The following is a 25673-nucleotide window of genomic DNA, read 5'->3' on the forward strand; positions in this document are numbered from 1 at the left end:
GTTGGAATCAAAGCTTACATGCGTTCAGCAAGATACGCTTCGTAATCCGGTACTTCAATATCTACTTCTTGCTCAAGAAGAGGGGAGTTAAACAGGAACTTAGCGGTGGCTCGGTTCGTTGCCACAGGAATATTCCAAACGCTAGCAATACGAAGAAGCGCTTTAACGTCTGGGTCGTGAGGTACGGCGTTTAGCGGATCCCAGAAGAAAACGAGAACGTCGATCTTACCTTCTGAAATGAGCGCGCCAAGTTGTTGGTCACCGCCCATAGGGCCACTGATCATGCTCTTAATCGCCAGTCCAGTTTCTTTGCTCAGCATGTGTCCGGTTGTGCCAGTCGCGTAAAGAAAGTGACTCTGCAGTTTTTCTTTGTTTTCTTTTACCCAGCGAAGTAGCTCAGGTTTGCAGTTGTCATGGGCAACCAAAGCCACATGTTTGTGGGTTGGCATGGTACGAATGGTTTTTTGCATCAAGATGTTTCCGTTTGTATGATTTTAAAATTGTTGTTATTTAATAGAACACGTTTTTTGTCTTTCAATCAACAGCCTTAACACGGAATGTTGGCCTATATTCTGACGGAGATAACGATTCTTCGATCGTATCGTCATGAAGCGTCTTGGGAGTCAGTGGTTTGATGGTTGGTGAGGCATGTTTGTCATACTCTTCACCCCTTAAGTAATGCGCTGCTTGCATGACGGAAAGCCTGCCTTGCTGCACCATTTTATCTGTTGGTGCGAAGAGCACTTTGTTACGCAATAGTCCTCGGTAAACACCATGACTTAAGTACACAGAAACCAAACCGATCTCCTCAGCTTTGCCTGCGCTACGCAGTTCACTGATAGCGGCTTCAATCGCCACCGCGCTGCCAACGATATAATCTATATTTCCCATATCAATCACACGTTGAACCAAGTTACGTTGTAACTCTTTGTCGTTGTCTGCCCAAAACGAGTCAACGATGTTGATATCACTTCCTTGGATCGCTTCATAAAATCCGGCAGTCACGGGCTTCGTACCTCCACGAGTACGCGGCCCCAAAAGTAAGGCAATGTTTGTTTTTCCTGATCCCTTTGGATGGCGAGCAGCCAGATATTTTCCTGCTTCGTATCCCATCCAGTGCCAGTCAACACCGACCGTACCTTTTAACAGCTCACTTTGCTCTTCATCCAGATCGAGTTGGTTTACAGTAGCAAAGACAGGAATGTTCCCGACCCAATTCTTAAGCGAATGTTCATAGGCTTGTGGGTCCACGGTCCCAAGGACAATCGCATCTGCTCCCCATTGGCTGCACAGTGCGAGTTGTTGTTCTTGACGCGTTTTGTTTGGGTAGCCACCCGCTTCAAGGACTCTCAGCTCGACGCCTTCTTTTTTCGCTTCGGACACCATTCCATAGTTTACGGATAACCAGTATGAATCCTTTAGGTGAGGGTAGATGGCACATACTTTTTCTGCTGCAACCACTGGTAAAGAAGCGACAAGGGCTAATGTGACTGCAGAATGTTTGAAAATTGTGCGAAATGCGTGTTGATTTTTAACCATGAAATGAAGTTCGTTGGCATAGATTAAGTAAACACTGCAAAATATAACGTAATATGTCGCTGAACACGAACATTAAGGTCATGAAAATATGTTGCTAGCAACCGCAAGCATCGGTCGTAAACTCTTGTTGTCTTTCATTGCGATGGCAATGCTGGTTATGTTATCGGCACTTATTGGTGTGTCTGGATTTTCTTTAGTTGCCAAGACGGAAAGAAATGTCGTGGATTCTGCAATTCCCGCCATGATTGAAGCGAGGCAAGTCTCTGAGTTGAGTACTCGCATCATTTCGTCTGTACAACTGTTATCAAACGCAAGAAACGAGCAGGAAAGAAAAGAGTCTGGGCGTGTGCTTTTCGAACAGCTCGAATCATTGCTTACTCATATCAAAGAGCTGGGGAGTGAGTCGTTTGATTCTCAATTGCTAGAAGATCTCGAGAGTAACGTCCAGAACGTTATCGACAACTTGGCAGAACTTGGTGTTTCGGTTGAAAGAAAGCTGTGGCTGGCAAAAGAGATTGATACTCGTGTCGAAGAGATGCGCTTACTGAGTGAAGAGTTGGAACAGCTAACTCGCACGCAAGTTCAGAACACGAGCACCATTGCCGTTGCTAACGTCACACATATCTATGATTTATTAGAATCGAATAAAAAATCGCAAGTTTATCAGGCACTAGATGCGCTGGTGGAAGTGGATCTAGATCTGACAGAGAGATTGCATGAGCTGCACTTATTGGCTTTTAAAATGCTGAATCAAATTGAAGAAGCTCGCACATTAACCAATATTGAGCGAATCCAGCAGGTGCAAAGTGATTTTGAAAGTAATCTCAAAATCATGAAGCGCCGTGTGCTTGCCGTAGAAGATCCCACTCGCTCTAAACAAATGAGCCAACTACTAACAGAGCTCGGTAAGCGTCAGGTCGTGTTCACTATTTTGATGCAGCAGTATGAGAATAACGAACAATCTCAACAACTTATGCAAAAGACACTGGAATTGTTTTCGGAGCTGAATGGCACCGTAAACAAATTGGTTGATGATTCAAACAAAACGACAACCGTTGCTGTGGATGAATTGACGAGCACGCTGAAATTCGCTCAGTGGTCTCTAACGGTGATTTCAATTGTTGGTTTGATTGTGTTGGTGCTGATTTTATGGCGTGTTGTATACCTTTCTGTGGTTAAGCGATTGGCAGAGTACTCTGCCGCGCTGCTTTCTGTGGCGCAGGGTAACTTAGCCGTCGAGCTGGAGGTAAAAGGCAAAGACGAGCTAGCGCATATGGGGCAAGCTATCATCACGGCTCGAAATACAGCGCAAGCGCTAAAAGTGGTCGCAGAGGGAGAAGCTCAAGCCAAGCGAGAGCTCGAAGAGCACAAAGAGCATTTGGAAGAGCTCGTTGAGCAACGCACTTCACAGTTAAAACAAGCGAACCGCCGTTTGAATGAAGAGGTTTTGAATCACGCGAAAGCTCGTAAGCAAGCAGAGCAAGCGAGTCGAGCTAAATCAGCATTCTTGGCGACCATGAGCCATGAGATCAGAACGCCGATGAATGGAGTGCTCGGAACAGCACGTCTGTTGATTGACTCCGGCCTCAACCCTATTCAAAAGCGTTATGCGGAAATCATCAACCGCAGTGGTAAAACGTTGCTCGCGATTCTGAATGATGTGCTGGACTACTCCAAGATTGAAGCAGGGCATTTAGAGATTCGCCACATGGGCTTCGATTTACACCAAATGGTTGAAGACACTTTCCAGTTAATGAACAGCCGAGCTCAAGAGAAGAAGCTGTTGTTTTCCTATCATATTGAAAGTGATGTAAGTCGCTATTGGAAAGGGGATGTCACCAGAATCAGTCAAGTGCTTAACAACCTTGTCGGAAACGCGATTAAATTTACTGACGAAGGTGAAATTGATATCTACGTTAGCCTCAACCCAGAGGATGAGTCGCAAGTCCTATTTGAAGTATCAGACACCGGGATAGGTATTGCCAAAAAAGATCAGAGAACGTTGTTTGATGCCTTCACGCAAGCCGAAGGTGGGATGAGTCAAACTGGAGGAACGGGGCTTGGCTTGGCCATCAGTAAACGAATCATTGAAGCGATGGGCGGTATTTTAGAAGTCGATTCTGAAGAAGGAGATGGCAGTCGATTCTGGTTTTCCATTCCATTAGAGGAAAGTGAGCCTGTTGAAACCGGTGCAGTGGCAACCGCGCGCTGCAAAGTGAAAGCGAAAGTCTTGTTGGTAGAAGACAATGAAGTAAACCGAGTGGTTGCGGAAGGCTTTTTAGAAAGCATGGGCCACCAGGTCGTGATGGCAGAAAACGGCTCACAGGCAGAGCAACTGATCAGCACGCAGGATTTTGATATCGCTTTAGTCGACATCAACTTGCCAGACTGTGATGGAACCGAGTTAATCCAACGTTTAAAACAAATTGAATGTAACAAACCAGCCAATAAAGCCCTTGCTGCTACGCCTATGATCGCAGTGTCTGCGCACGTTTTTGCCGAAGAAGTTGAGCGCTATTTAGCTGCAGGTTTTGACGGGTATTTACCTAAACCATTGGCAAAAGAAGCTCTAGCGGCATTGATTCAGGACGTGCTGGATGGAAAACCGTTGTTGTTGCCACAAAATGCCGACTGTACCCCGTTTGATCAAACTTCGCCTCAAGAACAAGCGATACAATCAAAGGTTGTTCAAGTCCCTAAAACAGAGGAATCAGATGTGGTCATCATTAACCCGAGCGTGATTGAGTCCGATATGAAAATCTTGGGCAGAGAGAAGATGTTGCACATCATTAATCTGTTTAGAACGACCAGTGCCGATGTACTAAGCAAGCTGCAAGCGTCTGCTGGTGGTAATGACAGTAAAGAAGTGAAGAACCTTGCTCACAAACTAAAAGGCAGCGCAGGGAGTTTAGGGCTTACGGCATTAATGAACTCTTGCCAAGCAATTGAAGCTGCGCCTCAACCTTTAGAAACCTATATGGCGACTAAAGATCAATTGGCGTCTCAAGTGTCTGAATCAATTCAAGCTCTTGATGAGTTGATGGCGAAGTAAATCAATTGCATCCCAAAAACAAAAACCTCCGGCAAGCCGGAGGTTTTTTCTATTCGGTCATGTCATCTTCCCACTCGAATCGAGTGTCTAGGGCATAAGGGTCGTCATCAAAAGGATGCTCCACTTTGCCACGCAAGTATTCGAGTTGATGCTCAAGCATGTTGACCGTTTCGTAGTCTCCCTCAGAACAAGCAACGTAAATCTGTTGTTCAAGAGCGGCAATGTTATCTCGGATACCCATGAGAACCCCCTTAAATCATCATCGATTCTCAAAACGATTATAGTCAAGTAATCCAAATTCGATCGGTTGTTTTGTACGGTACCAATTGTGCAGACGATCGCTAAACGGCCAGAATTTGTCTGAGCTTCTGCGAATCGCAAAATTATCCAACAACTTAACGTAATCGGATTCATTTTGGATGGCACTAAATTGATCGACAAATTCTTTTACTTGATTTTCGTTGATCGAGAAAAATGCCGCTGGGTAGCTCCCCACAACGCCACGTACGATGGTCATATCATCGTTAGCAAAGTCGCGGTTGCTTTCTTCATCAAACAAGCTAGAAATATTCGTGTGTGCATTATTGTGAAGTAGGGTGAATAACTCATCTTTTCCAGACTGGCTTCTCACCATAAGCATGGTGATTTGCGGAACGGTTTTCAGGCCTTCTCCACGAACTTGGCCAATACGTTGGAGCTGTTGTTCACTTTGAGCAGAAAGCTCAGTATCTTTAACCTCGTAGCGCGGAAGAAGAACATCTGAAACTCGTTCTCTAAGCAACTCGACTAACTCTGTTTTTGGATCGTCAGTTTTGAACTCGACGCTGGTTGGTTGGTTAAATGGCTTCACGTTGCGTTGTAAAAAGTCACTTAACTGTGGACTTTGATCTTTATACCAGCTTGATTGCAGTTCATGACGCATGTCGGTTGGCAGCAACGAGATAAAGTTACTTTCGCCTTCCAGACGCAAGAAGTCCATGAACATTCGTGTCATGAGTTGGTGGCCGAAGTTGCCATACACATCAAACCCAGCAACGAGCAAATAGTGGATGCGTTCTAGTAACGCGTAGTCAAGAATCCATACCGTTTTCGGCTGCTCGCCAACTAACCCTTGTACGACAGACGCGCTGTCAAAGTGGCGGAAAATCGTTAATGCCGCATTGTGGTTGGTGCCATTACCGTCCCAAATTACGTCGGTGGATAGGTTTTCGCCTTCCTTAAACCAGTTATTGGTAAATTCAGACTTGGCTTCTAGGTAGCGAGCTTGCTGACGCGCGTATTTAACCCAGTTGGTAACAGGCAGCGTGTTGCTTTCCTGCTCTGCTGGCAGTCTTAGGTTATCAGCCTGAGATCGGTAAAACTCATTTACTTCAGGGATATCTGCTTTATCTGGATCTAGAAAGAATATCCAAAAGCGATCATTGATAACATTCAGTGCAAGTTGGCCACGACAAACAGGCCCTTTAATGTAAGCCATGATCGTGTTTTGCGCATTGTCCAACATAAACTTGAAGCGTGATTTAACCGGAAGATCGATAAATGATGTCATCGGGTTTGCAGCAACTTCAGGTTCATAACTCGGTAGTTGATTAACCGTGTAATCAGCATCGATAAACCATGTGTTCCAGTTTTCAATACGTTGCTTGTTTAACGCGAACGGCATGTGCGTTTTATCTACAATCGTCCCTTGTTCTGGAATAATTCGATAAAACACGCGCTCAACCCCGGGATCATCGTACGGGCGACGTGTTGAAATACGTTTTACTGGTTGCCCCGGTGGAGTAGAAGAACGAACTAACGTAAAAAATCGAGGATCTTCAGTGAGTTCTGAAAAGTAGAGGTGAGACAAAAACAAATGCTCGTAAATATAGCGAGCCATCAGTTGATTTTTTAGATCAGCGCGATTGAGCAAAGTTTCATACTTGTCAATTTGAGCTTGCTCTTGTTCACTAATTGGTTGGTGAACGTTCATTATCGCGCCGTTTTCCAGCCAAGTCATCAGTGTGTGGTATTCACTATTTGATAGGTTTGGCATACCAAAAGGCATTCCCCAGGTTGGGTTATCTTTTTCGTACTGTTTGTACTCTTCAATTGTTGGACAGGTTTGTTCTCGGTCTATCGAAAAATCAAAACCTTCTAACTGGACTTGATCAGGCAGCGGGTGGCGTTCTTTTTGTTGTAGCAAACGTGCAATGAGGCCTGCATCAATGTTAGCCGCCATGCTCTGATCACGTTCGTTAAGTACCGGATGAAAACCCGCATCGCGCCACTCTTGGGTTGTTTCTGCATCTTCGAATAAGCGTGTTGGCGCGGCGGCAGTAAGTCTTGTTCCTTCATATACCAGTGCTTTGCTCGCGCCACGGTCAATACCCTCAACGGAAGAAAGCTTAAGCTGACATGGTGCATCGTAGCACGCATGACAGACGACACAGCGGTTATCCATAATGGGTTTGACTTCGCTTTGGAAGAAGTTTGCTTGAGGTGTAGCTACGTCCGCCGTACGTTCACGAACGAGCTGTGGACCAAACAGTTGGTCATAGTTAAGGCCTGCATAGGTTGCGCAGCCAGCAAACAATGTAGCAATGCAAAGTATAAAAATTAAGCGCAAATTCATTGAGTTATTTTACGTGATTAGAATTTGCATTAATTAAAGCAAAATAAGCGGTCAATTACCAAAAGTTGGAGCAATTCGCCGCGATTTCTTTACTTTTTCGCATGCTTAAATACATAACCTTGTCGATGAACGGTCTGAATTCGATCCGCATTAATCCCTTCGCTAACCAGTCGTTTTCTTATTCTACTAATGTGCATATCGAGTGCGCGGTCATGCTCTGAGAACGTGCGCTTCAGTACCGTTTCATAAAGGAAAGGTTTGCTAAGTACTTGATCTTGATAATGAGTCAGAGTACGGAGCAGCTCGAATTGAACGCTTGTAAGCTGAACTAACTTTTTGTCTGGCGGACGATTTATCATCACAGTATGGCTGTGCTTGTCCAGTACGAGCTCATATTCATTATTGAGACCGTAATCGGAAGCTGCCGTCTTAGGAGCAGACGAAAGGGTAGACTCAAACATATTGGCATTTTAATTATTAATGATAGTAAAAACTATTATCATTAATGTTGGCGTGAAATCAATGCTGTATTTTATTTGTAATGCAATATGTCTGAGTCATATCAAAATTCTGATATGGAAGAAATAACTCTACGACGGAAAGAGCACCAATTTAAATCGCCAAATCAATAAGTATTACCACAATTTCTAAAGCAAATAATCAGCTATTTTGGAGACTAGAGCAGCTGTTAATGTCTCTAAAGTTCTTATTTCTAAGATTCGCTTATCCACTATTTCTAGACTATACATTCTGTTGCAGGAAGCTCTTTTCTAATACACATAGAGGTTTATATGACAGCGAAATATGGCGTAAAACGTCGATTAGCGATTCTTGCCGCCGCCTTAATTGGCGCGACAAGTAGCAGTATCGCGGCAGAGAAACCTAACATTCTCGTCATTTGGGGTGATGATATTGGCCAGTCCAATCTCAGTGCTTACACCTTCGGCTTGATGGGATACAAAACACCAAACATAGACAGCATCGCGAAAGAGGGCATGATGTTCACGGATTATTACGGTGAACAATCTTGTACTGCGGGCCGTTCTACTTTTATCACCGGCCAGACCGTCCTTAGAACGGGTTTAAGTAAAGTAGGGCTTCCTGGCGCAGATCTTGGCTTGAAGGAAGAAGATGCCACCATTGCCGAAATGTTGAAGCCGATGGGCTATATGACGGGTCAATTTGGTAAAAATCATTTAGGCGACAAAGACGAACACCTGCCTACTAACCACGGCTTCGATGAATTTTTTGGCAACCTTTATCACTTGAACGCCGAGGAAGAACCAGAAAACGTCGATTACCCTAAAGATCCAGAGTTTCGTAAAAAGTTTGGTCCACGAGGCGTTATTCGCTCGTACGCTGACGGCAAAATCGAGGACACCGGGCCTCTGACTCGCAAGCGTATGGAAACCGTGGATGAAGAGACGTTGGATGCGGCTCTCGATTTTATGGATCGTGCCGTCAAAGCTGAAAAACCTTTCTTCGTTTGGTGGAACGCAACGCGTATGCATTTCCGCACCCACGTGAAAGAAGAGAATTCGGGAAAAACAGGCATCAGTGAGTATGCAGATGGCATGGTTGAGCATGATAATCATGTCGGCCAACTACTGAAAAAAGTGGACGATTTGGGCATAAAAGACAACACGATAGTCTTTTATTCAACCGATAATGGTCCACACATGAACTCGTGGCCAGATGCAGGTACCACGCCATTCCGTGGAGAGAAAAATACCAACTGGGAAGGTGCGTATCGAGTCCCTGCGATGGTGCGTTGGCCGGGTAAAATTAAAGCTGGCTCTGTCTCGAATGATATCATGCACCATATGGACTGGATGCCAACTTTCGTTGCTGCCGCGGGTGATGACAGTATCAAAGAGAAATTACTCAAAGGCTATAGTGCGAATGGTAAGAAATTCAAAGTTCATCTCGATGGTTACAACTTCCTGCCATATTTAACTGGCAAAGAAGAGAAAGCACCGCGTGAAGAGATTTTTTACTTCTCGGATGATGGAGACTTAACCGCACTTCGTTATAACAAGTGGAAACTGGTTTTCATGGAGCAACGAGCAAAAGGTACGCTGCGCATTTGGGCGGAACCATTCACCACACTTCGAGTTCCTAAGATCTTCAATTTACGTATGGACCCTTACGAAGTGGCAGATATCACTTCCAACACCTACTATGATTGGATGCTAGACCGTGCTTACATGCTTGTTCCTGCGCAAGCTTACGTAGGCAGATTCCTCGAAACATTTAAAGAGTTCCCACCAAGGCAAAAAGCGGCAAGCTTCTCACTCGATCAGGTGATGGAGAAATTAAAAGAGAACCCAAATAAGTAGGCTAGTGCTACGTAAGCAATACGATGCAACCATATAGAAAAGAGGCTCATATGAGCCTCTTTTTTTCGTCTAATAAAAGCTTTTAGAGCAACGAATGGCAAAGAAAATGCGAATCAACAAGGCCTACAAGGAAACTGGCTCGTAGTGGGCTGCCGTTAAGTTCGCTTTAATTTTTTCACGTAGCGCAATATGAGCAGGGTTGTTCATCTCTCGCTTGTGGTAAACAAACTTGTAAGGGATAGCGCATATAGAAATAGGGCATTGCAGAACTTGAAGCTTAAGGGCTTTACTCCATTTGTTTGCAAAAGATTGAGACACTAAGCCTAAACAATCGCGTTGCGCGACGTACAACGCCATACCTGCAAGCGAAGATGTGATCAAATCGACTTTTCTCTCTTGAATAGTTTCTTGGGATAGCTGTTCAAAACCGCTCATGTTGTTCCATTTCCCTGAAAACAAACAGTGAGTTTCCTCATAAAACTGTTCTTTTGAGAGCGAGCCTTGCACGCGGGGATGATTCTCACGACAGATAATCACCGCCTCTTCTTCGTAGGCATCTTCAATAATAAATGCGGCATCTTTTGTGATAACAGTATCAATGACAAGATCGACTTTTTGTTGTCTTAGAAGCTCAAATAATAAGAACTTTTCGGGTGGCGATTCATAAAAAATAGTGTTCTTTATCGGGTCCATAATGTGCAATAAAATTTCGGAACAACACACTTCAAAATGATTCTTATCGGATATCGCATTGTCAATGATATTAACCGCTTGCTGGAATTGCGGTAGCAGTTGATAGGCGGTGGATGTTAGTGCAATACCTCGCCCTTTTTTGACAAATAATTGCTTATCGACCACTTGTTCTAAACGCTTTATTGCAGCGCTCACAGCAGGTTGTGTCAGCCCCAATTGTTCCGCGGCTTTCGTATAAGATTGGAACTCCGCGACAACAAGAAAAGTTTGGATCAAATTCAAGTCCATAACGTTACTCATAAATTTAATTTATAGGTTAACTAATTCTGACTGCATTTATCGCCTGAAATTAGTGCTTTATCTTATATCAACAATGGTATTGAAAAGCGAATACCATTTTTACGCACTAGCGAACTCTTGGAGATAATATGAAAAATGCGACCAAAACGAGCAGTAAAAAACTCGTACTTAACGCATGTACGTTAGCATTAGGCGCTGCATCTGCAGTTGCACACGCAGCGGACAAACCCAACATTCTTGTCATCTTTGGTGATGATGTTGGTTACTGGAACCTTAGTACCTACAACCAAGGCATGATGGCGTACAACACGCCGAACATCGATAGCATTGCTAAAGAAGGTGCGAAGTTCACTAACTTCTACGCACAGCAAAGTTCGACAGCAGGCCGTTCTGCATTCATTACTGGTCAAATGCCAAAACGTACTGGTCTATCAAAAGTGGGCTTACCAGGCGCTCCGCAAGGTATCTCGGAAAAAGATCCAACGATTGCAACCGTGCTTAAGCAAATGGGTTATGCAACCGGACAATTTGGTAAGAACCATTTAGGCGACCGAGACGAACACCTTCCTACCAACCACGGTTTTGATGAGTTTTTCGGCAACCTATATCACTTGAACGCGGAAGAAGAGCCAGAGAACGTGGATTATCCTAAAGATCCAGAGTTCAAGAAGAAATTTGGCCCTCGTGGCGTAATCCACTCTTACGCTGACGGCAAAATTGAAGATACCGGTCCACTTACGCGTAAGCGTATGGAAAATGTTGACGGTGAATTCCTTGATGCTGCGGAAACCTTCATAGAAAAACAAGTAAAAGCGGATAAGCCGTTCTTTACTTGGTTTAACACCACTCGCATGCACAACTTCACGCATGTTCCTGAAGAATACAAAGGTAAAACAGGTGCTGGTTTCTACGCGGATGGTGTTAAGCAGCACGATGATCAAATCGGTCAGCTACTTAACAAGATCAAAGAGTTAGGTGTGGATGACAATACAATCATTGTTTACACCACTGACAACGGCCCTATGGTTGATTTGTGGCCTGATGCAGGGATGACACCATTCCGCTCTGAGAAAAACACTGGCTGGGAAGGAAGCTTCCGTGTTCCTGCTCTTATCAAATGGCCTGGTCACATCAAAGCTGGCGAAACCTTTAATGGCATGATGTCTCTTGAAGACTTCTTCCCAACATTGGTTGCTGCAGCGGGTGACACCAAAGTTAAAGATGAATTACTAAAAGGCAAGAAAGTTGGTGATATGGACTATAAAGTTCACCTAGATGGTTATAACCAACTGCCATATCTAACGGGTAAATCAGACAAATCTGCTCGTAATGAGTTCGTTTACTGGAGCGATGACGGCGATCTTGTGGCATTACGCCAAGGAAAGTACAAGTTCCACTTTATGATTCAAGAGAATGAAACGGGCATGGATGTATGGCGCAAGCCGTTTACTAAACTTCGTGTTCCATTGATCTTCGACTTGAGTATCGACCCATTCGAACGTGGTGACCAAGGTATGGGTTACTCTCGTTGGATGTACGAGCGTTCATTCCTAATGATGCCAGCGGTAGAGAAAGTGAAAGAGGTAATGGGTACGTTTAAAGAGTTCCCACCTCGCATGGAAGCAGGTTCATTCGTACCTAAGTCTTCTAAGTAATAAAGAACATCGATAATCCATAGCGCTTTTCGGAGCGCTATATACCCAAATAGCTTCACTCTTGTTGTACAAAGCTCACGAGGTTATTTGGGTATATTTAATAGTGAGAAACGTATGAGTAAGATTTCCCCTCGCCATTCTACTACCATGCCTATTGTTCCTCTTAAAACGGCGTCTAAAGCAACGGTTCCGGGTGCGTACGACCGTCGATTCCATGTGATGGCAAAGCCGGGCGGAGCAAAATGCAACATCGATTGTCAGTACTGTTTTTATCTGCATAAAGAAAATTTACTGCACCAAGAAAAGCAGCCAAAAATGGACGACGCAACATTGGAAGCGTTCGTGAAAAGCTACATCGAAAGTCAGGATGGCGAAGAAATTGTTTTCTCATGGCAGGGTGGGGAGCCAACGCTGCTTGGGTTGGACTACTTCCGCAATGTCGTAGCTCTGCAAAAGAAACATCAGCCGAAAGGCGTTCGCATTGAAAACGACCTTCAGACCAACGGCATTTTGCTAAACGATGAGTGGTGTGCGTTTTTAAAAGAACACAACTTCCTAGTTGGCTTGTCGATTGATGGGCCACGAGAGCTGCACGACAAATATCGCAAAACCCGTAGCGGTAAGCCGACGTTTGATCTGGTGATGAAAGCGGTAGATAAGCTCCAAGCGCATGGCGTGAAATTCAACGCGTTGGTGACGGTGAATCGTCACAATGCGAAATACCCGCTCGAAGTGTATCGATTTTTAACCCAAGAATTGGGTGTGACATATATTCAGTTTGCACCGGTGGTTGAAGCGAACGACTTCCAAACAACCGCACCGCAGTTTTGGAACGAACAGATGATCCCAACCAAAGGCAGTGATCTGGCGAAACCGGGTCATCCAATGTCTGTTGTGACGGATTGGTCGGTCGATCCTGAAGATTGGGGGCGCTTTTTAATGGCGACCTTTGAAGAATGGGTGAATAACGATCTTGGCCGTGTACTGGTTAACCTGTTTGAAACCGCGGTAGCGCAAGTAATGGGGAAACCGTCTCAGCTTTGCGTGACGGCTGAGTTTTGTGGCAAAGGCTTGGCGATTGAGCACAATGGCGACGTGTTCAGTTGCGACCACTATGTGTACCCAGAATACAAACTCGCCAACATTCATGAACACTCATTGAATGACATGGCCTTCTCTACACGACAATACACCTTTGGCATGGCAAAACGCGAATCTTTGCCGACGTATTGTAAGCAGTGTCCCTACTTGCCTTATTGCTGGGGCGAGTGTCCGAAAAACCGTTTGATCAAAACGCCGAATGGCGAGGCTGGACTAAACTATCTGTGTTCGGGAATCAAAATGTTCTTTGATTACGCATTACCGATGTTGGTTGGTCTTGCGCAGCTGCTCCAATCTGAAGAACCACAAAGATAACATAGTGAATATAACCTTAAGTTATTTCATTTGTTCTTATACTTAACTATTGAAAAGACGGCTTAAACCACTGAAAAGGTACCCTATGAACCACGCACAACAAGCGATAAAAGAACTCATCGAACAAACAGAAAAAAGCGTCATTGGACAAAGCCACGTGGTTCGAGCTTTAGTCATCGGGTTATTAACGAACGGGCACATTCTTCTAGAAGGTTTGCCGGGAACGGCAAAAACACGTTCTGTAAAATCGTTGGCGAACTTGCTAAACACCAGTTTTGGTCGAGTCCAGTTTACGCCGGATCTTTTGCCATCGGACGTGACGGGGACCGAGGTTTATCAAGAGTTGGATGGCAAGCCGCAACTTCATTTTCAACCAGGGCCAATTTTTAACAGCATAGTGCTTGCCGATGAGGTCAACCGTGCGCCAGCCAAAGTACAAGCGGCACTGCTTGAAGCCATGGCCGAAGGCACAATTACGGTAGGCGATAAAACTCACGTATTGCCAGACTTATTTATGGTGCTTGCAACGCAAAACCCAGTAGAGCAAGAGGGCACGTACCCGCTGCCAGAAGCGCAAATGGACCGTTTTATCATGAAGGTTACTGTCGACTATCCAGAAGATGAAGCCGAACGTGACATCATTCGTTTGGTGCGCAGTGAAGAATTAGGTGCGGAAACCAGCAGCGAAATTATTACGCCAAAACACATCGAGCCAGATGTGGTGCTAGAAGCACGTCGTCAACTACCTGATATTGTTGTGTCAGATCTAGTGGAAAACTACATTGTCGCGTTAGTGATGGCGACTCGTAAGCCAGAGCGTTATGCCGATTCAAACTTAGCAAAATGGATTGAGATTGGCTCTAGTCCTCGTGCTTCCATCGCACTAGACAAATGCGCTCGTGCGTATGCGTGGATGCAAGGACGTGACCATGTCACTCCTGACGATGTGCGAGCCATGGTTCCGTCTGTACTGGGCCACCGTTTTTCTTTGACCTACGATGCACTAGCAGACGGAGTCGATCACCAACGCGTCGTGCAAGAGCTGCTAGATTGTGTAGAAATTGGATAAGCGGGAGGCATTATGGCTAAGCCAACTCTTGCGCCAAAATCACAGGGGATGGATCCCCGTTTGTACTGCGATTACGCTCGTTTAGTACGTTTGCAAGCACAAGCAGAATCATTCAGTTTACTTCCTCATCTAAAAGCGGGCAGCGTACTCTCAGGCCGCCACAATTCGCTGTTTCGCGGTCGTGGATTGAACTTCGAAGAGCTGCGCCATTATCAATTGGGTGACGACATTCGTAACCTGGATTGGAAAGTCACGATGCGCACAGGCAAGCCGCACGTGCGCAGCTACACCGAAGAAAAAGATCGCAACGTGATCGTGTGTGTCGACCAGCGCAGCGCAATGTTTTTTGCTTCGACGCAAGTAATGAAATCGGTTGTCGCGGCAGAAATCGCGGCCATGTGCGGGTGGCGCGTGTTAAAAGATGGCGACCGAGTTGGTTTTGTCATCGCATCCCAACAGGCGTTGTTTCACAGCAAGGCGCAGCGTTCGCAAAACGATCTTCTGGCTCAACTTAAGCGTCTCGCTAAAGCCAATCAATCGCTCAATGTGGACTCCCGCAATTCCGAAAAAGTGACGTTCAGTCAATGGATTGAGCTCATTAAACGCATGAAGCTCAAACAATCCACACTGATTTTTATCAGCGACTGGAGCGACTGCGAGGAGCACCACCTTGATCACCTTAAACAGCTACAACAGCACAACGATGTTCTTGCAGTGATGGTCAGTGACCCATTAGAACAAGCGCTACCAGACGATTTGGCAAAATCGAAATGGGTGGTTGGTGATGGGCAGTATCAACTCAATTTAGACAGCCAAGCAAAGGTAGAAGCCGCGAGCGCAAAGCTTGAGGCTCGAACTAGCTTACAGCGTCAATCACTCTCTCAACTTATGGCGATGAAACACCTTCCGCACATCGAACTCGATACGACAGGCGAGCACATTAAACAATTTCAAAAACTGGTAGGAGGGCGTTAAATGAGTGGTCTTCCTACGCCTCCGAGTACTTACATACTCAGAGAGCTACATGATGTGGCCGTGCCACCAAGCGTGAGTTGGTATCCGCAAACTATTGGCTGGAAAATTTTAGCGGCGGTTGCGCTCATTGCATTAGTGTATGTCGCGTATCGTTTGGCTCAACAGTGGTGGTGTAACCGCTACCGACAAGAAGCTCTGTTGACGATTTCGCAAATCAAACCGAGCGACAAAGGCATGCCTAAAGCATTGTTCTCTGTGCTTAAAATTGTGTTGATTCATGTTGATAGCCGTAACGCGAAATTGTTTGATACCGCCTTTTTGCGCAAGCTCGATGCGCTATATCCGCAAACCGGAGATTCTCAAGCAAACTCGCAAGTGGTCTTTAACGATGAGCTTTCAAAGCGCTGGCTACAAAGTATTGTTGACCCAAGCGTTACGCTAACCAACGAAGAACGAGTAACGCTTATTGCTCGTGCGAAAAACTGGGTGAGTGAACACCGTTGTGATGTTCAAAAAAGCGCGGCAAAGAAATATCCATTATTGAAACGCAAAGCAAATCAGGGAGGTCAACATGAATGATCTTCTTGCATCGCTAACTGGTTTGTCTGGTTTTGAATTTGCTCACCCAATATGGTTTCTGATTTTGCCGCTGCCATTGGTGGTGTCCTACTTGGTGCCTGCGTATCGCACTAAGCAAATGGCGATCAAAGTGCCGTTTTTTAGTCAGCTTGTGGAAGCGATTGGCGAGACGCCGTCAGAAGGTGCAAGCCAGTTAACCCCAAGCTGGTGGCAACGAGCAACGTTAATTCTCTCATGGCTTTTGGTGGTGTGTGCGATGGCAAAACCCACCGTGTTAGGCGAGCCTCAAGTTCGCGAGAGTTTAGGGCGCGATGTTATGGTGGTGGTGGATCTTTCGGGTTCCATGGCTGAGCCTGATTTCACGTCTCGTACAGGTGAAAAAATTTCTCGCCTTGATGCGGCAAAAGAAGTGCTGACGGAGTTTGTTCAGTCTCGTAAAGGTGACCGATTAGGCTTGGTTCTTTTTGGTGATGCCGCTTTTGTGCAAACGCCATTTACCGCAGATCAAAAAGTGTGGCTCGAACTGCTTAACCAAACCGATGTGGCGATGGCAGGGCAGAGTACCCATCTTGGTGATGCGATTGGCTTAGCGATTAAAGTTTTTGAGCAAAGCGATAAGTCGCGTGGTGCTTTAGAACAAGATCAAAACCGTGAAAAAGTCGCGATTGTATTAACCGATGGTAACGACACGGGCAGCTTTGTCGAACCGATTGATGCGGCGAAAGTTGCGAAAGCCAAAGGCGTGCGAGTGCACGTGATTGCGATGGGCGATCCGGAAACGATAGGTGAAACCGCGTTGGATATGGACACGATTCATCGCATTGCAAAAGAATCCGGCGGTGAAGCGTTTGAAGCACTCAACCGTGATGAACTGTCGGCTGCCTACGACGAGATTGGCAAACTGGAACCTCAACTTTACGAAAGCACCACATACCGCCCAAAACAAAGTCTTCACCATTACTTGATGGCGTTAGTGGTCATCATGCATTTACTCGCGTTCAGCGTCGCGACACTCAAAAGAAGGGCTGCAACACGATCATCATTAGGAGAGAGCGATGTTTGATTCTCTTAGTTGGACGCAATTCTTTACGCAGTTTCATTTTATTCGACCGCTGTGGTTACTGGCTTTGATCCCTATGTTTTTCTTGGTGTGGTTGCGCTGGCGAGAAGAAAGCAAACCAAGCTGGAAGGATATTCTGCCCGAACATTTACGCAATGCTTTGACGATAGGCGAGCGAGGTTGGCGTAAGCAACTACCGCTTAAGCTCTTGATGCTGATTGTGTTCATTGCCATTGTGATTTGTGCAGGCCCAACGTGGCAACGTGAATCTTCTCCCTTTGGTGAAGATAAAGCCTCTCTGCTTGTGGTGCTTGATAACAGCGACTCGATGCTGCAAAAAGATCTCCCACCAAGCCGCCTTGAGCGTTCCAAACAGAAAATACGCGATTTGTTAGTTGCGCGAAAAGGCGGAAAAACGGGTTTAGTCGTGTTTGCGGGCAGTGCTCATGTGGCGATGCCTGTGACTCAAGACAGCAAAGTATTTGACCCATTTTTGGCGGCTATTACGCCAGAAATCATGCCCGTGCAAGGTAAGCTTGCTGAAAAAGCCTTGCCGTTAATTGATCAACAATTGCAAGGTCAACTAGGCTCCACCGTTTTGTTGGTGAGCGACGGCGTGAACCCGGCCACGATTAAGCAATACCAAGCGTATTTTGCAGGCAAACCTTACCAACTGTTAATTCTTGCTGCGGGGAATACAGACATCGTGAGTAACAACCCGATGGATTTGGATTCTCTGCAAAAACTGGCCAGCCAAACCAACGGTCGATTGGTGGAAGTGACGGTCGATAACAGTGATGTCGAACAACTGAATCGATACGTTGAGCGCAATATGCAGCTTAATGGCGAATCCTCAATGCCTTGGAAAGACATGGGTTATCAACTGCTGTTCCCAATCGCGTTAATCATGATGCTGTGGTTTAGAAAAGGGTGGTTAGTGCAGTGGTGCGTGATTGCAATGGTGAGCGGTACACTGTTGATGCCGACCAGTGCAATGGCGGAGAACATTTCTGTTAAAGCCGAACAGCCACAAGTTGTGAAAAAAGTGACGACCTTCGACAAAGTGGCGCAATGGTGGTGGGATTTGTGGCTGACGCCAGACCAACAAGGACAGCGTTTGTTCAACCAACAAGCGTATTTAGAAGCTGCAAAACACTTTGTCGATCCATTACGCAAAGGCACGGCGTACTACTACGCTAGCGAGTTTGAGCTCGCGCACAGTGCGTTTTTGGAAATGCAAAACGACCCGTCCGAAGAGGTTCGAGATTACGGTCTTTACAATGCGGCGAGCGCGTTGGCGCGCCAGCGTGAATATTTGGCTGCTCGCGACTTGTTAAAATCCTTAGCCAGCAAGCCAACGTTGAACGAGTCGTTAAGACCTGATGTTGAGCACAACTTGAAAGTGATTGCTGGCATTGTCGATGAGATAAATCAGATGAGTGAAAGTCAAGCCGGAACAGAGCAAGAGGCGTCAACCGAGCTAGGCGACAACCCTCAAACCGCAGAAGGAGCGGATGAACAAACGTCAGCAGAGTTGATGATTAAAGAGACGTTAAGCGCAGACGACATCTTAGGTAGCCAAGAATTAGCCGACAAGTGGCTAAAGCGAGTCGAAGCGGATCCGAAGTATTTCTTACGCGCTAAATTTCAAATTCAATTACGCTCGCCAACAACGGGTAGCTCAACTACGACAACGGAACACAATACAGAGGAGGCTGCCCAATGATGATGAATGTCCATCGCGTTACCTCTTTTGTACTTCCTGCACGGATAGTAGCATGGTTAGTGGTTTGTTTGAGTCTGCTCGTAAGTCGTCACGTTTTCGCTCAGGATATTTACGATCTTCAACGCAATCATGGTGTTGAGTTGCAAGCGTGGGTTGGTCAACAACCAACGGCTGGAGAAAAGCGTAAAACGCCAAGTTTTAGTGTCAACGAGCAAGTCATTTTAACCATCGAAGTGGCAACGCCGCGCTGGTTTACGGGTGGGACGCGAATTGGCAGTATTGAAATGCCCAATGTTATCGCCAAACAGCGTAATCAGTTAGCCACTAACTTCACGGAGCACAAGGGCGGACAAACTTGGTCGCGTCAACGCTGGGAAGTGACTTTGTATCCGCAAGCATCTGGTGATTTTGTGATTCCACCTGTCGCAGTGGGCGTTCAGGTGTCGGCGCCGGACGGCGAGAAGGTGTCAGGCACACTTTACACGCAGCCGATTAAGTTCAAAACCGCCTTGCCATCGGGATTGTTAAGCGGTGACACGCCTTGGTTTTCGGCAACGCACGTAGACGTAAAACAAGAGTGGGAAACCTCCACTGAGTCACTCAAAGTTGGGGATGCAATCACGCGTAAAATCACTATCTCAGCTCAAGATTCGCTATCTGTGTTGCTACCAGACTTTTTGAAAGGAGAATCAACAACCCGTTACCAAGCGTATCCTCAACCGCACCGTCTGACAGATACGCAAACACGTGGTGATTACCAGTCAACACGCACAGAAGAGAGCGTGTACGTGATTCAACAAGGTGGTGAATTAACCCTGCCAGGTTATGAGTTCCGTTGGTGGAACAGTAAGACTCAGCAAGTGGAAACGGTGGTGTTAGAGGGCAAAACATTTGCCGCGAAGCACACGTTGAAATCCTTCATCAAAACGTACTTTGCATGGATTGTTTCCACGCTTGTATTGTTGGGTTTTGTGACTGTTTCATTGGTAGCCATTAAACGTTACTACCGCAACAGACCGACACCAGCATGGTTGACGTTCCACCGTTTGTTAAAGGCTAAACGTTGGTCTGAAGCAAGGACCGTATTGTACAAACAATTGCGTTTAAATACGGCAGAGCTGCAAATGACCAAAGCCGATACGAGTGAATCGTGGCAAAAAAGTGCGTCGCGAATGCAAAATGGTGAAAATAGCGCTCATTTAATGAAGTCGATGTGGCGCAAGATCCAGACCAAACAACAACGCTTTAAATTCCGTATACCGCGAGCGTTACCAGAACTGGACAAAGTCATTGGAAGAGATGGCAATGAATAAAACGGGGCGCTAATATAGCGCCTCGTTTTTATTAGAGAATAGAGTTCAAATGAGCCAAGAGTTTATGCGCCGCGCATTGGAAGTGTCCAAAAATGCGCTTCCTGAATGTCAACCCAACCCGCCGGTTGGCTGCGTGTTAGTGAAAGACAATCAAATCGTTTCAGAAGGTCATACTCAAGCTATTGGTGGCAACCACGCGGAAGTAGAAGCGCTGAATGCATATCAAGGCTCGTTAGAAGCGGTGACGGCATACGTTACGCTCGAACCGTGTTCGTTTGTAGGTCGTACGCCAGCTTGCGCGGTGACATTAGTAAAATCCGGTATTGGCAAAGTCGTCGTAGCCATGTTGGATCCAGATCCGCGCAACAGTGGTCGAGGTATCGAGATTCTAAAACAAGCCGGTATTGAGGTAGAAATTGGTTTATGCGGCGAGGAAGTCAGCGAGTTTCTTACCCCATATTTAGGCAAATCTTAATGTAAGCTTTGGCTTGCACTATAGCTACTCACTTATGCGGTGAATTGAGTACGTCAAAATTGAGTTAAAACTCATTAAAACAGGTCGTACCGCCCATTTCTTGTACTTGGCTGCGTTAACTATCATGCTGTTAGATTAAAATAGAAAAAGTGATTTTCGAAAAATTTAATAGCATGAAACCGACCGATCTGAATCTTATCCCCATCTTTATTGCCATTTATGAAGAGGGGAACTTATCTAAAGCAGCAGCACGTCTCAGCATCACGCAGCCCGCAGTCAGCAAAGCGTTGGCACGCCTTCGTGATATTTATGACGAACCTTTATTTCATCGCTGTACCAAGGGGGTAGAACCTACCTCTTTTGCTATGGATATTTACCCTGCGCTGCTTACTTCGGTGCAAAACTTTACTTCAACTCTGACGGCTTCTAGCGAATTTGACCCTAAAGTGTCGAATCGAGTGTTTTCCATTGCTTGTGTCTCTGTTGCAAGTTTTGAGTTGCTCCCTCAAGTTATGAAACAGATCCGTGAGTTGGCACCACATATTGCTTTAGAGGTTCATCCACTCTTTACAGAAGATTTTGAAAGCGATCTGCGTTTGCAACGTTACGACTTGATCATTGATATCGCGCCAAGAGCAAGAACAGTTTTAAAAGTTGAAACTGTACTTACTGAGCGCTTGGTGGTGGTGTGTAGCGAGGAGCACCCACGCTTAAAGGACGAGATTACGGCTGAACAATTTTTTGAAGAAGAACATGTGGTGGTTTCGCAGTGGCAGAGTCGTAAGAGCTTGTTAAACGCCGATGATATTGTCGACTTGGACAAAAGAAAGATAAAGTATCGAGCTTCTGGCGTGTTGGAAATGCTACCTGTTATCTGCGGTAGTGAATATATTGGTTTAATGCCCGAGTCTATGATCAACTTGTTCAACAACACCTATCATGTTAAATCTTTATCTATGCCATTTGATGAACAAACCTATGAGCTCTGCACAATATGGCATCCTAGTCGGACAAACGACAGTGCCCATCAATGGTTGCGATCACAGATTAAACAAGCAGGGAAAACCATCAACCAATAGGAAGTGCAATGAAGAAAACAATACGTGCCATCCTTAACGGCAAAAAAGCTGGGAACCCAGAGTTAAGAGATGCAATCATGAAAATGAGAGACAAGGGCGTCGATGTGCAAGTGCGAGTTACTTGGGAATCTCAAGACATGCCGCGCTTGGTGAAAGAAGCGGTTGATGAAGGGATTGAACGTATTGTTGTCGCTGGTGGCGATGGGACCGTCAATGAGGCGGCTTCTGCGATTATCCAAATTGAAGAAGAAAAACGCCCTGAGTTAGCCATTATCCCTCTTGGTACCGCAAATGATTTTGCCACCGCGATTCAAGTGCCAGCTTCTATCAAGGCGTCTTTATCTCTCGCCGTAGAAGGGCAGTCTGCTTTGGTTGATTGTGTCAAGGCTAACGATCGCTACTTTATTAACGTGGCAACAGCAGGGTTTGGCGCAGAAGTTACGGCAGAAACGCCTGTTGAACTTAAAAACTTTCTTGGTGGCGGCGCTTATACACTAACTGGTGTTGTAAAAGCGCTCGGCTTTAAACCTTATGACGGAACAATAACAATTGAAGGCGGGGCTTATCAGGGAGAAATGTTGCTTGGCGCTTTTTGCAATGGTCGCTTAGCTGGAGGTGGGCAAGAGTTAGCATCGAAAGCGATGATTAATGATGGCTTGATGGATCTAACATTGGTGCGTCCATTCTTACCTCATGAACTGCCGAAAGTTATCGAAGAGATCAATAATCCTAGCGAGAAAGGTGAGTTTGTAAAACACACAAGAGCAAGCTGGTTGGAGATAGACTTTCCAAATCCACTTCCGCTCAATTTAGATGGCGAACCATATCATTCGAGAACAATACGGTTTGATGTTCAGCCTAAGAGTATACGATTAGTCTTGCCGCAAGATTGTCCTTGCTTGGTCAGCTAAACGAGTAGTTTCAAGGCCCATAAACAACACAGCCTCCAATATGTGGCTGTGTTGTTTGTGTTGAGGTGTCAGGCGAATTAAAGCTTTTGAATGGTTTCTACGTCAATCTGCGTGGTTGTCCACTCTGAGTCAACTTCGCCTCGAATCGTCACTTTATCGTTTGGACCAACGTCTAGCCCCATCCAATCTTCATTGTCGATTTCCACTTCGATTTCACCAGTCTCATCTTTGAACAAGTAAGTCTCGTTACCAAGAGATTGAACAATGTGCCCGGTTAACATGACGGCGCTGTCGTCGGTTGCGTTGTGCGCCTCTTTCACCGAATTAATTACGCTTATTTCTGGACCATTAAACGCGGCGAAAGCTGAGCTTGAAAGTAGGGCAAACATGGATGCTATAATCATTTTTTTCATTATCGTCTCCTTAAATTAGAAGTAGTAAGTTGTGCCTATGTTAAAGGATGCCGTGTTTGCGTAGCTGTCTAGTTGATATTTTGCGTTTGCACCAATGGTGAACTGCGGGAAAATTCGGTATTCCGCACCCACTGAGAATATTGCGCCTAGCTCGTTGTTTTTCTCCGTGCTATGGAAAAGCGTGTTGTTCATTTCCACATCGTCATTCGCGACAAGCTCATATTCTTGATGTTTCGAAACTTTGGCGTCGTATTGCGTGTACGTTAGACCCGCTTTGAATTTTGTTGTCCATTTATCATTTAATGTATAGTTAAACACAGGTTCCAACGACACTTGCTTGGCTTTGATTGACGCATCCCAATCCATTTCATGATGGTAATCTTTGCCATCAATTTGTTTGATACCAAGGTTCTTTGAACGATTATCATCAAGGTCAAATTGGCTGTAGCCCAACTCTAGCGCCCAGTTGTCATTGAACGCGTAACCGACAAAACCTGAGAAAATACCGTCTTCAAGCTCAGGGTTGAGTGTTACGTTGTCAGTTGAAAAGTGAGGTTCCAAATCATGGTCAGTGGTGCCTAGTCCATATTCCAGACCTACATAAGGAGCCGCAGATACCGAAACTGAGCAGGTAACAAGTAACGCAAGAAGTGTTTTGTTCATTTTATTTTGCCTCTTCAAATCAACTTAGTGAGTAGAAGCGCATTTTGTGTGAAGAAGCGTGAAGCGATCGTGAAGAAACGAAAAAATGTTTAGAAAAAAGAGCAAGGGGCGATAACCGAGGGGCGGTTTGAGTGAACAAACACCAAGCTCTTTATATAGAGTAAGTTAAGTTGCTGCGACGTAACACACCGCAAACGGGACATTAAGGCGAGTAAACTCTTTGATCCAACGCCATTGGTTATCCTGGAGTTTATCGCCAGGGCCTTTCACTTCAATCCACTCGAACTCATTTTCTTTAAAAGCAATGAGATCCGGCATCCCATTGCGGTAAAGCTTAAGGTCGCTCAATTGTATTTTGAACAGAGCCATCAGCATATTGGTTGGGATAGTGTTGAGCGCTGTTTCGAGTAGCTCTTTACTTATTAAATTCCAATGTACAAATGGATTACTAATGCCAAACTTCTCATCGTATTTTGTCAATAACGTCTGGGTGTTGCCCGCTTCTAGTTCGGCAAAAGCGGTGTCTATCAAAGCTTGGCGCTTGGTAACAAAATCTGAGTGATATAAATCTAAAGGACGGTGTTGATAAGCGTTAATGAATGCCCCTTCAATAGGAGCAAAAATCGCATCCCAGAATGTAAGCCCCAGTAGCGAGTTGAGCAACGCATTTTCAGCGTAAAACACATTCCAGCCTAAGGACTCAAAATACGCTTTACTGGCAAGCTCGACTCGTTGTTGAGATAAATCCAGTTCAATATGGTATTCGGAGCAGAGTGGCTTTGCTACTCTTGGCATTTTCGCGCCTTGTTTTCGCTTCAACCGTTGCTCAAGTTTTTGTGCGACTTCGAGCTCAGACACATCAATTGGCGACTGCAGCATCTCTGTGACAATGTCACTAAATAAATCATCTTGGTTTAGTTTGTCATAGATACGTGCACGTCGTTCTCGGCTCGGAGCGAGCTGAGTTTGGCTAAATAGAGATAGGGCGGTCTCTAGCTCATTAATACGCTCATAGTCTCGCGCAATGTCATTCAACATGTGTTCGCGTTTACGATCTACGTAATGGTGACTAACTGGATGAGGCATTGCCTCAATTAATAAGTCGAGGTTCGCTTTGTCTTTTCGATCAAATTGCCAGTACAGGTTGGCCAGTTGGCTTAGTTCAATTAAGCGGTCTATTTGCCCACGTGAATCAAAGAAACGGCGCACTTTACTCAATTGGTATTGCTCGAACTGATGTAGACCTAAGTCATCAAGCACAAACTGACTTAAGTCTTGATGAGTGTTGGCAAAAAACAGGGTGAGTAATACGTCGATCATGTGAGCTGAATTGAGTTTGATGATCGTAAACTCAAGCTGCTCAAAACGATCAAATTCCGTGTTGCTTAAACGCTCTACAAGGGCATCTTTCTTTAATGACTTCGGTAGCTCTGGGTAAAGTGCAGAGATCTCCGGTTTCGTCAGTAAGTTAGACGCTAACTCTTGATGAGAGAGTGTTGGGGAAAGGGCCACAAACTCATGTTGACTCAATTCTGCCAGTGCTTCATTGATAGAAGGTATTTCTTGATAACTCAGCTTATCACTTCGAAACCAACACCCTTTTCGGCTGTATAAACGCACCAACAGGCATTGGGCGTGTTTGCTCAAGGAATCAAACGAGCAAAGCCAAGCGTGTTCATCCTCGGCCAGTAAATCGCTGTACCAGGTTACTGCGTGGTGAGTCAGCTTAAAGAAGTTTTCTAGATAGTAGTCTGGTGCAAGTTCGATAGGGCTTTCCATAAACGACCGATAACAAAAAAGGC

At 45.4% G+C, this 25673-nt stretch carries 22 protein-coding genes; 13 read left to right on the top strand and 9 right to left on the bottom strand.

The genetic code is table 11. From position 1 onward, the window contains the following. Window positions 1–14: 14 nt before the first annotated feature. Together L3V27_RS02650 and torT are read right to left on the bottom strand one after the other, a co-directional pair. The gene (locus tag L3V27_RS02650) at window positions 15–470 is read right to left on the bottom strand and encodes a methylglyoxal synthase (RefSeq protein WP_005376571.1); all 456 of its coding nucleotides are present in this window, start codon (window positions 468–470) and stop codon (window positions 15–17) included. A gap of 64 nt (window positions 471–534) precedes the next feature. Then, window positions 535–1584: a TMAO reductase system periplasmic protein TorT gene (torT, locus tag L3V27_RS02655; protein ID WP_080936816.1), complete on the bottom strand. Its 1050-nt coding sequence runs from the start codon at window positions 1582–1584 to the stop codon at window positions 535–537. A gap of 43 nt (window positions 1585–1627) precedes the next feature. Between torT and torS the strand changes: the two genes are divergently transcribed. Next, on the top strand, window positions 1628–4591 hold the full coding sequence (gene torS, locus L3V27_RS02660) for a TMAO reductase system sensor histidine kinase/response regulator TorS (protein ID WP_237310948.1): 2964 nt from the start codon (window positions 1628–1630) through the stop codon (window positions 4589–4591). Window positions 4592–4640: 49 nt separating this feature from the next. Here torS and L3V27_RS02665 read toward each other — a convergent pair whose 3' ends face one another. The 3 genes from L3V27_RS02665 to L3V27_RS02675 all read right to left on the bottom strand — a co-directional run bounded on the left by L3V27_RS02665 (window position 4641) and on the right by L3V27_RS02675 (window position 7666). After that, entirely contained in the window at window positions 4641–4832 is a 192-nt protein-coding gene (locus L3V27_RS02665) for a hypothetical protein (RefSeq protein ID WP_005376565.1), read from the bottom strand. 18 nt (window positions 4833–4850) lie between these two features. Further along, complete coding sequence (locus tag L3V27_RS02670; protein ID WP_237310950.1) at window positions 4851–7205, bottom strand: fatty acid cis/trans isomerase; 2355 nt, start codon at window positions 7203–7205, stop codon at window positions 4851–4853. Window positions 7206–7294: 89 nt separating this feature from the next. After that, the gene (locus L3V27_RS02675; protein ID WP_237310952.1) at window positions 7295–7666 is read right to left on the bottom strand and encodes a winged helix-turn-helix domain-containing protein; all 372 of its coding nucleotides are present in this window, start codon (window positions 7664–7666) and stop codon (window positions 7295–7297) included. 330 nt (window positions 7667–7996) lie between these two features. Between L3V27_RS02675 and L3V27_RS02680 the strand changes: the two genes are divergently transcribed. Next, window positions 7997–9544, top strand: coding sequence for an arylsulfatase (locus tag L3V27_RS02680; protein WP_046875994.1), 1548 nt, complete (start codon window positions 7997–7999; stop codon window positions 9542–9544). A 123-nt stretch (window positions 9545–9667) separates the two neighbouring features. Here L3V27_RS02680 and L3V27_RS02685 read toward each other — a convergent pair whose 3' ends face one another. Continuing rightward, window positions 9668–10525, bottom strand: a complete 858-nt coding sequence (locus tag L3V27_RS02685; protein ID WP_005396661.1) for a LysR family transcriptional regulator — start codon at window positions 10523–10525, stop codon at window positions 9668–9670. Window positions 10526–10665: 140 nt separating this feature from the next. Between L3V27_RS02685 and L3V27_RS02690 the strand changes: the two genes are divergently transcribed. The 11 genes from L3V27_RS02690 (at window position 10666) to yegS (ending at window position 22795) form a co-directional block, all read left to right on the top strand. Continuing rightward, window positions 10666–12192: an arylsulfatase gene (locus L3V27_RS02690; protein WP_237310955.1), complete on the top strand. Its 1527-nt coding sequence runs from the start codon at window positions 10666–10668 to the stop codon at window positions 12190–12192. 114 nt (window positions 12193–12306) lie between these two features. Beyond that, window positions 12307–13608, top strand: a complete 1302-nt coding sequence (locus tag L3V27_RS02695; RefSeq protein ID WP_237310956.1) for an anaerobic sulfatase maturase — start codon at window positions 12307–12309, stop codon at window positions 13606–13608. Between the two features lie 85 nt (window positions 13609–13693). Next, window positions 13694–14677: a MoxR family ATPase gene (locus L3V27_RS02700; RefSeq protein ID WP_046875997.1), complete on the top strand. Its 984-nt coding sequence runs from the start codon at window positions 13694–13696 to the stop codon at window positions 14675–14677. A gap of 12 nt (window positions 14678–14689) precedes the next feature. Continuing rightward, the gene (locus L3V27_RS02705; protein WP_021485282.1) at window positions 14690–15652 is read left to right on the top strand and encodes a DUF58 domain-containing protein; all 963 of its coding nucleotides are present in this window, start codon (window positions 14690–14692) and stop codon (window positions 15650–15652) included. Further along, window positions 15653–16231 carry a DUF4381 domain-containing protein gene (locus tag L3V27_RS02710; protein ID WP_237310958.1) on the top strand — a complete coding sequence of 193 codons (579 nt, stop codon included), beginning with the start codon at window positions 15653–15655 and terminating at the stop codon, window positions 16229–16231. After that, complete coding sequence (locus L3V27_RS02715; protein WP_140313344.1) at window positions 16224–17294, top strand: VWA domain-containing protein; 1071 nt, start codon at window positions 16224–16226, stop codon at window positions 17292–17294. The genes L3V27_RS02710 and L3V27_RS02715 overlap by 8 nt, the downstream gene beginning before the upstream one ends. Continuing rightward, window positions 17287–19017 carry a VWA domain-containing protein gene (locus L3V27_RS02720; protein ID WP_237310959.1) on the top strand — a complete coding sequence of 577 codons (1731 nt, stop codon included), beginning with the start codon at window positions 17287–17289 and terminating at the stop codon, window positions 19015–19017. Before L3V27_RS02715 ends, L3V27_RS02720 begins: the two co-directional genes overlap by 8 nt. Next, on the top strand, window positions 19014–20330 hold the full coding sequence (locus L3V27_RS02725) for a BatD family protein (protein WP_237310960.1): 1317 nt from the start codon (window positions 19014–19016) through the stop codon (window positions 20328–20330). The genes L3V27_RS02720 and L3V27_RS02725 overlap by 4 nt, the downstream gene beginning before the upstream one ends. A gap of 49 nt (window positions 20331–20379) precedes the next feature. Then, window positions 20380–20805, top strand: a complete 426-nt coding sequence (locus L3V27_RS02730; protein WP_053806013.1) for a bifunctional diaminohydroxyphosphoribosylaminopyrimidine deaminase/5-amino-6-(5-phosphoribosylamino)uracil reductase RibD — start codon at window positions 20380–20382, stop codon at window positions 20803–20805. A 173-nt stretch (window positions 20806–20978) separates the two neighbouring features. Further along, complete coding sequence (locus L3V27_RS02735; RefSeq protein ID WP_005398148.1) at window positions 20979–21884, top strand: LysR family transcriptional regulator; 906 nt, start codon at window positions 20979–20981, stop codon at window positions 21882–21884. Window positions 21885–21892: 8 nt separating this feature from the next. Beyond that, window positions 21893–22795, top strand: a complete 903-nt coding sequence (gene yegS, locus L3V27_RS02740) for a lipid kinase YegS (protein WP_006742800.1) — start codon at window positions 21893–21895, stop codon at window positions 22793–22795. Between the two features lie 77 nt (window positions 22796–22872). Here yegS and L3V27_RS02745 read toward each other — a convergent pair whose 3' ends face one another. The 3 genes from L3V27_RS02745 to L3V27_RS02755 all read right to left on the bottom strand — a co-directional run bounded on the left by L3V27_RS02745 (window position 22873) and on the right by L3V27_RS02755 (window position 25650). Then, window positions 22873–23208 carry a NirD/YgiW/YdeI family stress tolerance protein gene (locus tag L3V27_RS02745; RefSeq protein ID WP_237310961.1) on the bottom strand — a complete coding sequence of 112 codons (336 nt, stop codon included), beginning with the start codon at window positions 23206–23208 and terminating at the stop codon, window positions 22873–22875. A 15-nt stretch (window positions 23209–23223) separates the two neighbouring features. Further along, window positions 23224–23871: an AcfA family outer membrane beta-barrel protein gene (locus L3V27_RS02750; RefSeq protein WP_237310962.1), complete on the bottom strand. Its 648-nt coding sequence runs from the start codon at window positions 23869–23871 to the stop codon at window positions 23224–23226. Between the two features lie 165 nt (window positions 23872–24036). Continuing rightward, window positions 24037–25650, bottom strand: a complete 1614-nt coding sequence (locus L3V27_RS02755) for a VRR-NUC domain-containing protein (protein ID WP_237310963.1) — start codon at window positions 25648–25650, stop codon at window positions 24037–24039. Window positions 25651–25673: the final 23 nt, after the last annotated feature.

This window comes from Vibrio sp. J2-3(2022) (assembly GCF_021725735.1).
Taxonomy (GTDB): domain Bacteria; phylum Pseudomonadota; class Gammaproteobacteria; order Enterobacterales; family Vibrionaceae; genus Vibrio; species Vibrio diabolicus.

Bases quoted from the DNA above. Each gene is read 5' to 3' on its own strand.
- L3V27_RS02650 (WP_005376571.1), bottom strand. From the start codon at position 470: ATGCAAAAAACCATTCGTACCATGCCAACCCACAAACATGTGGCTTTG.
- torS (WP_237310948.1), top strand. From the start codon at position 1,628: ATGTTGCTAGCAACCGCAAGCATCGGTCGTAAACTCTTGTTGTCTTTC.
- L3V27_RS02665 (WP_005376565.1), bottom strand. From the start codon at position 4,832: ATGGGTATCCGAGATAACATTGCCGCTCTTGAACAACAGATTTACGTT.
- L3V27_RS02670 (WP_237310950.1), bottom strand. From the start codon at position 7,205: ATGAATTTGCGCTTAATTTTTATACTTTGCATTGCTACATTGTTTGCT.
- L3V27_RS02675 (WP_237310952.1), bottom strand. From the start codon at position 7,666: ATGTTTGAGTCTACCCTTTCGTCTGCTCCTAAGACGGCAGCTTCCGAT.
- L3V27_RS02680 (WP_046875994.1), top strand. From the start codon at position 7,997: ATGACAGCGAAATATGGCGTAAAACGTCGATTAGCGATTCTTGCCGCC.
- L3V27_RS02685 (WP_005396661.1), bottom strand. From the start codon at position 10,525: ATGGACTTGAATTTGATCCAAACTTTTCTTGTTGTCGCGGAGTTCCAA.
- L3V27_RS02690 (WP_237310955.1), top strand. From the start codon at position 10,666: ATGAAAAATGCGACCAAAACGAGCAGTAAAAAACTCGTACTTAACGCA.
- L3V27_RS02695 (WP_237310956.1), top strand. From the start codon at position 12,307: ATGAGTAAGATTTCCCCTCGCCATTCTACTACCATGCCTATTGTTCCT.
- L3V27_RS02700 (WP_046875997.1), top strand. From the start codon at position 13,694: ATGAACCACGCACAACAAGCGATAAAAGAACTCATCGAACAAACAGAA.
- L3V27_RS02705 (WP_021485282.1), top strand. From the start codon at position 14,690: ATGGCTAAGCCAACTCTTGCGCCAAAATCACAGGGGATGGATCCCCGT.
- L3V27_RS02710 (WP_237310958.1), top strand. From the start codon at position 15,653: ATGAGTGGTCTTCCTACGCCTCCGAGTACTTACATACTCAGAGAGCTA.
- L3V27_RS02715 (WP_140313344.1), top strand. From the start codon at position 16,224: ATGAATGATCTTCTTGCATCGCTAACTGGTTTGTCTGGTTTTGAATTT.
- L3V27_RS02720 (WP_237310959.1), top strand. From the start codon at position 17,287: ATGTTTGATTCTCTTAGTTGGACGCAATTCTTTACGCAGTTTCATTTT.
- L3V27_RS02725 (WP_237310960.1), top strand. From the start codon at position 19,014: ATGATGATGAATGTCCATCGCGTTACCTCTTTTGTACTTCCTGCACGG.
- L3V27_RS02730 (WP_053806013.1), top strand. From the start codon at position 20,380: ATGAGCCAAGAGTTTATGCGCCGCGCATTGGAAGTGTCCAAAAATGCG.
- L3V27_RS02735 (WP_005398148.1), top strand. From the start codon at position 20,979: ATGAAACCGACCGATCTGAATCTTATCCCCATCTTTATTGCCATTTAT.
- yegS (WP_006742800.1), top strand. From the start codon at position 21,893: ATGAAGAAAACAATACGTGCCATCCTTAACGGCAAAAAAGCTGGGAAC.
- L3V27_RS02745 (WP_237310961.1), bottom strand. From the start codon at position 23,208: ATGAAAAAAATGATTATAGCATCCATGTTTGCCCTACTTTCAAGCTCA.
- L3V27_RS02750 (WP_237310962.1), bottom strand. From the start codon at position 23,871: ATGAACAAAACACTTCTTGCGTTACTTGTTACCTGCTCAGTTTCGGTA.
- L3V27_RS02755 (WP_237310963.1), bottom strand. From the start codon at position 25,650: ATGGAAAGCCCTATCGAACTTGCACCAGACTACTATCTAGAAAACTTC.